Annotated in this window: 7 protein-coding genes; 1 reads left to right on the top strand and 6 read right to left on the bottom strand. The window is 68.1% G+C overall.

Annotation, left to right across the window (positions count from 1 at the left end; all coding sequences use genetic code 11):
• Nucleotides 1-31 precede the first annotated feature (31 nt).
• Together FKP22_RS15785 and FKP22_RS15780 are read right to left on the bottom strand one after the other, a co-directional pair.
• Nucleotides 32-727: a response regulator transcription factor gene (locus tag FKP22_RS15785; protein WP_141288421.1), complete on the bottom strand. Its 696-nt coding sequence runs from the start codon at nucleotides 725-727 to the stop codon at nucleotides 32-34.
• Nucleotides 728-803: 76 nt separating this feature from the next.
• Nucleotides 804-1,664: a DUF72 domain-containing protein gene (locus tag FKP22_RS15780; RefSeq protein WP_141288420.1), complete on the bottom strand. Its 861-nt coding sequence runs from the start codon at nucleotides 1,662-1,664 to the stop codon at nucleotides 804-806.
• 170 nt (nucleotides 1,665-1,834) lie between these two features.
• Between FKP22_RS15780 and FKP22_RS15775 the strand changes: the two genes are divergently transcribed.
• Entirely contained in the window at nucleotides 1,835-2,065 is a 231-nt protein-coding gene (locus FKP22_RS15775) for a DUF2789 domain-containing protein (RefSeq protein WP_141288419.1), read from the top strand.
• A 33-nt stretch (nucleotides 2,066-2,098) separates the two neighbouring features.
• On the opposite strand, the gene FKP22_RS15770 is transcribed toward FKP22_RS15775, so the two are convergent.
• From FKP22_RS15770 to FKP22_RS15755, 4 genes are all read right to left on the bottom strand, one after another.
• On the bottom strand, nucleotides 2,099-3,490 hold the full coding sequence (locus tag FKP22_RS15770) for an L-serine ammonia-lyase (RefSeq protein ID WP_141288418.1): 1,392 nt from the start codon (nucleotides 3,488-3,490) through the stop codon (nucleotides 2,099-2,101).
• A gap of 39 nt (nucleotides 3,491-3,529) precedes the next feature.
• On the bottom strand, nucleotides 3,530-6,427 hold the full coding sequence (gene gcvP / locus FKP22_RS15765; protein WP_141288417.1) for an aminomethyl-transferring glycine dehydrogenase: 2,898 nt from the start codon (nucleotides 6,425-6,427) through the stop codon (nucleotides 3,530-3,532).
• Between the two features lie 100 nt (nucleotides 6,428-6,527).
• Nucleotides 6,528-6,902 (bottom strand): glycine cleavage system protein GcvH, encoded by a 375-nt coding sequence (gcvH, locus tag FKP22_RS15760; protein WP_141288416.1) that lies wholly within the window; start codon nucleotides 6,900-6,902, stop codon nucleotides 6,528-6,530.
• Nucleotides 6,903-7,068: 166 nt separating this feature from the next.
• On the bottom strand, nucleotides 7,069-7,270 hold a 202-nt coding region (locus tag FKP22_RS15755), incomplete at its 5' end, for a glycine cleavage T C-terminal barrel domain-containing protein (protein WP_310733339.1).

The raw sequence follows: 7,270 nt of genomic DNA, 5'->3' as shown, positions 1-7,270 counted from the left end.
GCGCAGCACGCGGGTTCAGCGAAGCGCGGTTTCAGGCGACCACGGCTTCAGCCTCGAGCAGGTAACCCAGCCCGCGCACGGTGCGGATGACCAGTCCGGAACCCTCCAGCTTGCGACGCAGCCTGTGAATGTAGACCTCGATCGCGTTGTTGCCACCGGCACCGCCCTCGCTGGCACCGCCGGCGCGATCGGTTGCCCAGACCTGGTTGATCTGCTCCTTGGTGACCACCTTCTCGCGCTGCGTCAGCAGCAGGTCCAGCAGCATCCACTCGCGCGGGCTGAGTTCCAGCGGCTCGCTGCGCAGCGTGGCGCGGCGGGTGTCACGGTCGAAGCTCAGCGGGCCCATTTCGCTGGCGCTGCTGACCGGTTTGCTGCGGCGCAGCAGTGCCCGCAGCCGTGCTTCCAGCTCGGGAAAGTCGAAGGGTTTGGTCAGGTAGTCGTCGGCCCCGGCATTCAGGCCGGCCACGCGGTCGTCCAGGCTGTCGAGTGCGGTCAAGACCAGCACCGGCAAGCCGGGCTTGGCGGCGCGCACGCGGCGCAGCACCGTCAGCCCGTCGACCATGGGCAGGCCAAGGTCCAGCACCGCCAGGTCGTAAGGTTGCTTCAGCAGCAGGTATTCGGCCACTGCGCCATTCGGTGCGTGCTCCACCTGGAAGCCAGCCTCGCGCAATTGCGCAGACAGGGCGTCCGAGAGCAGCGCATCGTCTTCAGCGAGCAAGAGGTTCATGGGCAAAGCTTAACGTGCGCTGAGCGCGACGGGGAGGCGGGAAACACCGGGCAATGCCAGGCCTTGGCGCGGCGCTTCAGCCCAAGCGGCTCAGCAGCGCCTGGGCGGCGGCCGGGTTGCGCTCCTTGGCGCCACTGATGAAATAGAAGAACACGTCGCGCGGATGCGCCAGCTCAGCCGGCGGCGGACCGGCCTCGACCTTGGGCAGCCCGGTCGGCTCTTGTCCGTCGCGCCAGGTGGCGACGCTTTTGGCCAGGCCGTCCAGCACCTCGGGTTCACAGCCCTCCGGCTGTTCGGACGCGGTGCGCATGAAGCGGCAGTAGGCGAAGTCGGCGGTCAGGTCCGGCAGCGGCGGGTAGTCGTCAGCCTCGGTGAACACCGTGGCCATGCCCATGGACCGCGCCAGGTCCAGGTACTCGGGGCAACGGAAGCTCTCATGCCGCACGTCCAGTGCGTGGCGCAGCGGCCGGCCGCCCAGCTCGCGTGGCAGCAGCTTCAGGAAGGCGCCGAAGTCGGCCGCATCGAAACGCTTGCTTGGCGCGAATTGCCAGACGATGGGGCCGAGCTTGTCCTTCAATTCGAGCAGCCCGCTGGCCAGGAATTTCTCTACCGAGCCACCGGCCTCGGCCAGCACCCGGCGGTTGGTCGTGAAGCGGTTGGCCTTCAGCGAGAACATGAAGCCGGGCGGCGTGTCGTCATGCCACTTGGCAAAGGTGCTGGGCCGCTGGTCGCTGTAGTAGGTGCTGTTGATCTCGATTGCGCTGAGCTTGCTGCTGGCGTACGCGAGTTCCTTGGTCTTGGGCCAGCCCACGGGGAAGAAATTGCCATCGCGCCAGGGCTCGAAGACCCAGCCGCCAATGCCCACGCGGATGCGGGGTGCGCCGGATGTCGACGAGGAGGGCGTTACAGCATCAGGCAGGAGAGAAAGCGTGTGCATGGCGATCAAGGCGTGCAGCCGCAGCGGTAGTGAGTTGATCGTAGCGGCTCTGGCGCCGTAGGAGGGCGCCCACGTTCGGCTGAGGCCATGTCCGTCTTTGCAACTCGCGCCGGCAGGCCTATGGTTCGGCCATTCGCCGCGCCACGCGGCATCACGAGGAGAAGTCGACCATGGACTGCAGCTTCCATCAGTTCCACGAGCTGTTTGCCCAACTGGGCCTGCCCGCCGAGGAAGCGGACATTCGCAGTTTCATCCACGCGCACCGGCCGCTGCCCAGCGGCGTGGCCCTCAATGAAGCCGACTTCTGGACGCCCGCCCAGGCGCAACTGCTGAAGGAACAGCTCAAGCAGGACGCCGACTGGGCCGAGGTGGTCGACCAACTGAACCTGGCCTTGCATTGAGCGAGCCGGCCCGCGCCGGGCGGGCTGCGCTGCTCAACACTCGACGATGTTGACCGCCAGGCCGCCGCGAGCGGTTTCCTTGTATTTGGTCTTCATGTCCGCCCCGGTCTCGCGCATGGTCTTGATGACCTTGTCCAGGCTGACGTGGTGCGTGCCATCGCCGTGCAGCGCCATGCGGGCCGCATTGATGGCCTTGACCGAGGCGATGGCGTTGCGCTCGATGCAGGGGATCTGCACCAGGCCGCCGACCGGGTCGCAGGTCAGCCCCAGGTGGTGTTCCATGCCGATCTCGGCGGCGTTTTCCACCTGCTCTGGCGTACCGCCCATGACCTGGCACAGCGCAGCGGCGGCCATGGAACAGGCCACGCCCACCTCGCCCTGGCAGCCGACTTCGGCGCCCGAGATGCTGGCGTTTTCCTTGTAGAGGATGCCGATGGCCGCGGCGGTGAGCAGGAAGTCCACCACGCCCGCGTCGGTCGCGCTGTGCACGAAGCGCGTGTAGTAGTGGAGGACGGCCGGCACGATGCCGGCAGCGCCATTGGTCGGCGCCGTCACCACGCGGCCGCCGGCAGCGTTTTCCTCGTTGACCGCCAGTGCATAGAGGTTGACCCAGTCCATCACCTGCAGCGGGTCGCGCAGCGCGGCCTCGGGGTTGGATGTCAACGCGCGATGCAAAGTGGCGGCGCGGCGGCGCACTTTGAAGCCGCCCGGCAGGATGCCTTCGGTCCTGCAGCCGCGGGCCACGCAGTCCTGCATCACCTGCCAGATCTTCATCAGGCCGCTGTGGATCTCGGCCTCCGTGCGCCAGTGCAGCTCGTTGCGCCGCATGACCTGGGCGATGGACAGGCCGTGTTCCTGGCATAGCGCGAGCAACTGGTCGCCGCTGGTGAAGGGCAAGGGCAGCACGGTGGCATCCGGTGCGATGACCTTCTGCTTGCTGCCGTCGGCTGCCACTTCATCGCTGACGACAAAGCCGCCACCGACCGAGTAGTAGGTGCGCGACTCCAGCTCGGCGCCGGCCGCGTCATAGGCCGTGAGCCGCATGCCATTCGCGTGGAAGGGCAGCGTCTCTCGGCGCATGAAGAGCAGATCCTCGGCCTCGAGGAAATGGACCGGATGCTCGCCCAGCAGGTTCAGCCGCCGCTCGCCGCGCATGGCTTCCAGGATGGCCGGCACCTGCTCCACGTCCACGCTGTCCGGCTCATGGCCGGCCAGGCCCAGCAGCACGGCCTTGTCGCTGCCGTGGCCCTTGCCGGTGGCACCCAGCGAACCGTAGAGCCAGCAGCGCACGCGGGCCACGCGAGGCAGCAAGTCCTCGTGCCGCAGGCGACCAACGAACAGCCGCGCCGCGCGCATCGGACCTACCGTGTGCGAGCTGCTCGGGCCGATGCCGATCTTGAACAGATCGAAGACTGAGACTGCCATCGTGGACCTTGCTAAGAGGCTGGGCGGATCGCGGGAGGATCAGGCCTCGAGTTCGGAAACTGGAATGCAACTGCAGAACAGGTTCCGGTCGCCCCAGACGTTGTCCACGCGGCCGACCGGCGACCAGTACTTGCCCTGGCGCAGGCTGGCCAACGGGTAGGCGGCGGCCTCGCGGCTGTAGCCGTGCGTCCACTCGGTCTTCACCAGCTGTTCGGCGGTGTGCGGCGCGTTCTTCAGCGGGTTGTCCTCGCGCGGCAGCGTGCCAGCCTCGACCTGGCGGATCTCTTCGCGGATCGCGATCATCGCGTCGCAGAAGCGGTCCAGCTCGGCTTTGGGTTCGCTCTCGGTCGGCTCGACCATCAGCGTGCCGGCGACCGGGAAGGACAGCGTGGGCGCGTGGAAGCCGTAGTCGATCAGGCGCTTGGCCACGTCTTCGGCGCTGATGCCGGACGAGTCCTTCAGCGGGCGCAGGTCCAGGATGCACTCGTGGGCGACGCCGCCGCCCTTGATGCCGTCCTTGCTGCCGCTGAAGTGGATGTCGTAGTGGCCAGACAGGCGGGCCGCGACATAGTTGGCGCTGAGGATGGCGGTTTCAGTCGCGGCCTGCAGGCCTTCGGCACCCATCATGCGCACGTACATCCAGCTGATGGGCAGCACCGCGGCATTGCCCAGCGGCGCGGCCGAGACGGCGCCCACTCCGCCCAGGCGCTGCTGGCCGGCGGTGCCGTGGCCCGGCAGGAAGGGCACCAGGTCTTCGACCACGCAGACCGGGCCGACGCCCGGGCCGCCACCGCCGTGCGGAATGCAGAAGGTCTTGTGCAGGTTCAGGTGGCTCACGTCGCCGCCGAACTGGCCCGGCGCTGCCACGCCGACCATTGCGTTCATGTTGGCGCCGTCCACGTACACCCGGCCGCCGAAGCTGTGCACCATCTCGCACAGCGCCTTCACCTGCGGCTCGAACACGCCGTAGGTGGAGGGGTAGGTGATCATGATCGCAGCCAGGTCGGCCGCATGCTTCTCGCACTTGGCCTTCAGGTCCGCCAGGTCCACGCTGCCGTTGGCGTCGCATTTCACGACGACCACCTGCATGCCGACCATCATCGCGCTGGCCGGGTTGGTGCCGTGCGCGCTCTCGGGGATCAGGCAGATGCGGCGGTGGGCTTCACCGCGGCTGGCATGCCAGGCCTGGATGGCCAGCAGGCCGGCGTATTCGCCTTGCGAGCCGGCGTTGGGCTGCAGGCTGATGCCGGCGTAACCGGTGGCTTGTGCCAGCCAGGCGCAGAGCTGCTCGTTCAGCAGCGCGTAGCCGGCCAGCTGGTCGGCCGGGGCAAACGGGTGGATGTTGGCGAACTCCGGCCAGGTGATGGGGATCATCTCGCTGGTGGCGTTCAGCTTCATGGTGCACGAGCCCAGCGGGATCATGCTGCGGTCCAGCGCCAGGTCCTTGTCCGAGAGCTTGCGGATGTAGCGCAGCATCTCGGTTTCGCTGTGGTGGGCGTTGAAGACCGGATGCGTCAGGAAGGCCGAGCTGCGGGCCAGGGCGGCCGGCACCAGCGGCGCCACGCCGGCTTCGAACTGGTCGAAGGTGGGCAGCGAATTGCCGTGGGCGAACAGGGCCCAGATCGCCAGCAGGTCGGCGCGCGTGGTGGTCTCGTCCAGCGTGATGCCGACCGAAGCGTCGCTCGCCTTGCGCAGGTTCATGCCGGCGGCGCGGGCCGTTGCCAGAATGGCTTCCGTCTGGCCGGCTGACTTCACTTCCAGCGTGTCAAAGGCTTCTTCATGCGCCAGCGTGGCGCCCAGTTGCTTCAGGCCGGCGGCCAGGATGGCGGTGTAGCTGGCCACGCGGCGGGCGATGCGCTTGAGGCCATCCGGGCCGTGATAAACGGCGTACATGCTGGCGACGACGGCCGGCAGCACCTGCGCGGTGCAGATGTTGGACGTGGCCTTTTCGCGGCGGATGTGCTGCTCGCGGGTCTGCAGCGCCAGGCGATAGGCGGGCGCGCCGTGCGCGTCCACGCTCACGCCCACCAGGCGGCCGGGCAAAGAGCGCTTGAATTCGTCCTTGCAGGCCAGGTAGGCGGCGTGCGGACCGCCAGCGCCCATGGGCATGCCGAAGCGCTGGGTATTGCCCAGCGCGATGTCAGCGCCTTGCTCGGCCGGGGCCTGCATCAGCGTCAGCGCCAGCAGGTCGGCCGCGACGATCAGCAGGCCGCCCTTGGCGTGCACGGCATCGGCCAGCGGCTGCAACGCGCGCACCCGGCCGGTCACGCCGGGGTACTGCACCAGCGCGGCAAAGCATTCCTGCTGGCCGGCTTGCTCGGCCGGGCCGACGACGACCGTGATGCCCAGCGGCTTGGCGCGGGTGCGGATCACTTCCAGCGACTGCGGCAGCACGTCGTCTGCCACGAAGAAGGTTTCGCTCTTGCTCTTGCCCACGCGGGCGGCCAGCGTCATGGCTTCGGCGGCCGAGGTGGCCTCGTCCAGCATCGAGGCGTTGGCCACGGCCATGCCGGTCAGGTCGGTCACCAGGGTCTGGAAGTTGACCAGGGCTTCCATGCGGCCTTGCGAGATCTCGGCCTGGTAAGGCGTGTAGGCGGTGTACCAGGCCGGGTTCTCGAGGATGTTGCGCAGGATGACGCCGGGGGTCAGCGTGCCGTGGTAGCCCTGGCCGATGAAGCTCTTGAGGCACTGGTTCTTGCCAGCGATGGCCTTCAGCTCGGCCAACGCCTGGGCTTCGGTCAGCGGCGCGGGCAACTGCATGGGCGCGCTGCGGGCGATGCTGGCGGGCACCAGGGTTTCGATCAGCGCACGACGCGAGGCCGCGCCGATCACGCTGAGCATCGCAGCTTCGTCCTCCGGCGCCGGCCCGATGTGGCGGGCGACGAACTCGGCGTTGTTTTCAAGGGCGTCCAGGGGCGCGTGGGCGGACATCAGCATGGCAGCGGGTCTCGGCGGGGCGGCCGCGGTGGCGGCAGGGGAAAGGCGGGAAGGTTCGGCGGCGGATCGCGCCACCGAACCCGGCAGGATCAGCGCGGGATCAGAGCGTCTTCAGCAGCGCGTCGTACGAAGGCGCATCCATCAGCGCTTCGAACTCGGCCATGTCCGACACGTGGACCTTGAAGAACCAGCCGTTGCCCATCGGGTCGGTGTTGGCCAGCGAAGGATCGGCACGCAGCGCTTCGTTGACTTCGACGACTTCGCCGCTGACCGGCATGTAGATGTCGGCCGCGGCCTTGACCGACTCGACCACGCCGGCGATGTCGCCCTTGGCGTAGGTCGTGCCGACCTCGGGCAGGTCTACGAAGACCACATCGCCCAGGGCATCCTGCGCGTGCAGCGTGATGCCGACGACGGCGGCTTCGTGGTCCTCGATGTTGATCCACTCGTGATCGTTGGTGTACATGGTCGTCATGTGTCGGGCTCCGTGGTGTGGCGGGAGAAAGAATTCAGGAACAAACAAAGGGGGAGGCGGCAGCACGGCGGCGCCGTGCCAGCGCGCAGGTTAGATCGGCGGGGCGGGGCTGTCCAACCCCGGATGGGGCAGGTCGCAAGCCCGCCTCTGACCGATCTCGCTGCGCTCAGCCGCGGTAGTAGCGGTTCGGTGTGAACGGCGTGGCGGCGACCGTCATCGGCAGCCGCTTGCCGCGCACTTCGGCGAAGACTTCGGTGCCCACCGCGGCCTGCGCGGTCGGCAGGTAGGCCAGCGCGACCGGCGTGTTCACGGTCGGGCCCAGCGTGCCGCTGGTCACGGTGCCCAGCTCGGTGCCGTCTGCCGAGAAC

This window comes from Ideonella azotifigens (assembly GCF_006519715.1).
In the GTDB taxonomy this organism is placed as follows: Bacteria; Pseudomonadota; Gammaproteobacteria; order Burkholderiales; family Burkholderiaceae_C; genus Ideonella; species Ideonella azotifigens.
This window is presented reverse-complemented; position numbering and strand designations above follow the sequence as displayed.

What these genes read in the sequence shown, in the direction of transcription:
- FKP22_RS15775 (WP_141288419.1), top strand. Translation starts at nt 1,835, where the DNA reads ATGGACTGCAGCTTCCATCAGTTCCACGAGCTGTTTGCCCAACTGGGC.
- FKP22_RS15780 (WP_141288420.1), bottom strand. Translation starts at nt 1,664, where the DNA reads ATGCACACGCTTTCTCTCCTGCCTGATGCTGTAACGCCCTCCTCGTCG.
- gcvP (WP_141288417.1), bottom strand. Translation starts at nt 6,427, where the DNA reads ATGCTGATGTCCGCCCACGCGCCCCTGGACGCCCTTGAAAACAACGCC.
- FKP22_RS15770 (WP_141288418.1), bottom strand. Translation starts at nt 3,490, where the DNA reads ATGGCAGTCTCAGTCTTCGATCTGTTCAAGATCGGCATCGGCCCGAGC.
- FKP22_RS15785 (WP_141288421.1), bottom strand. Translation starts at nt 727, where the DNA reads ATGAACCTCTTGCTCGCTGAAGACGATGCGCTGCTCTCGGACGCCCTG.
- gcvH (WP_141288416.1), bottom strand. Translation starts at nt 6,902, where the DNA reads ATGACGACCATGTACACCAACGATCACGAGTGGATCAACATCGAGGAC.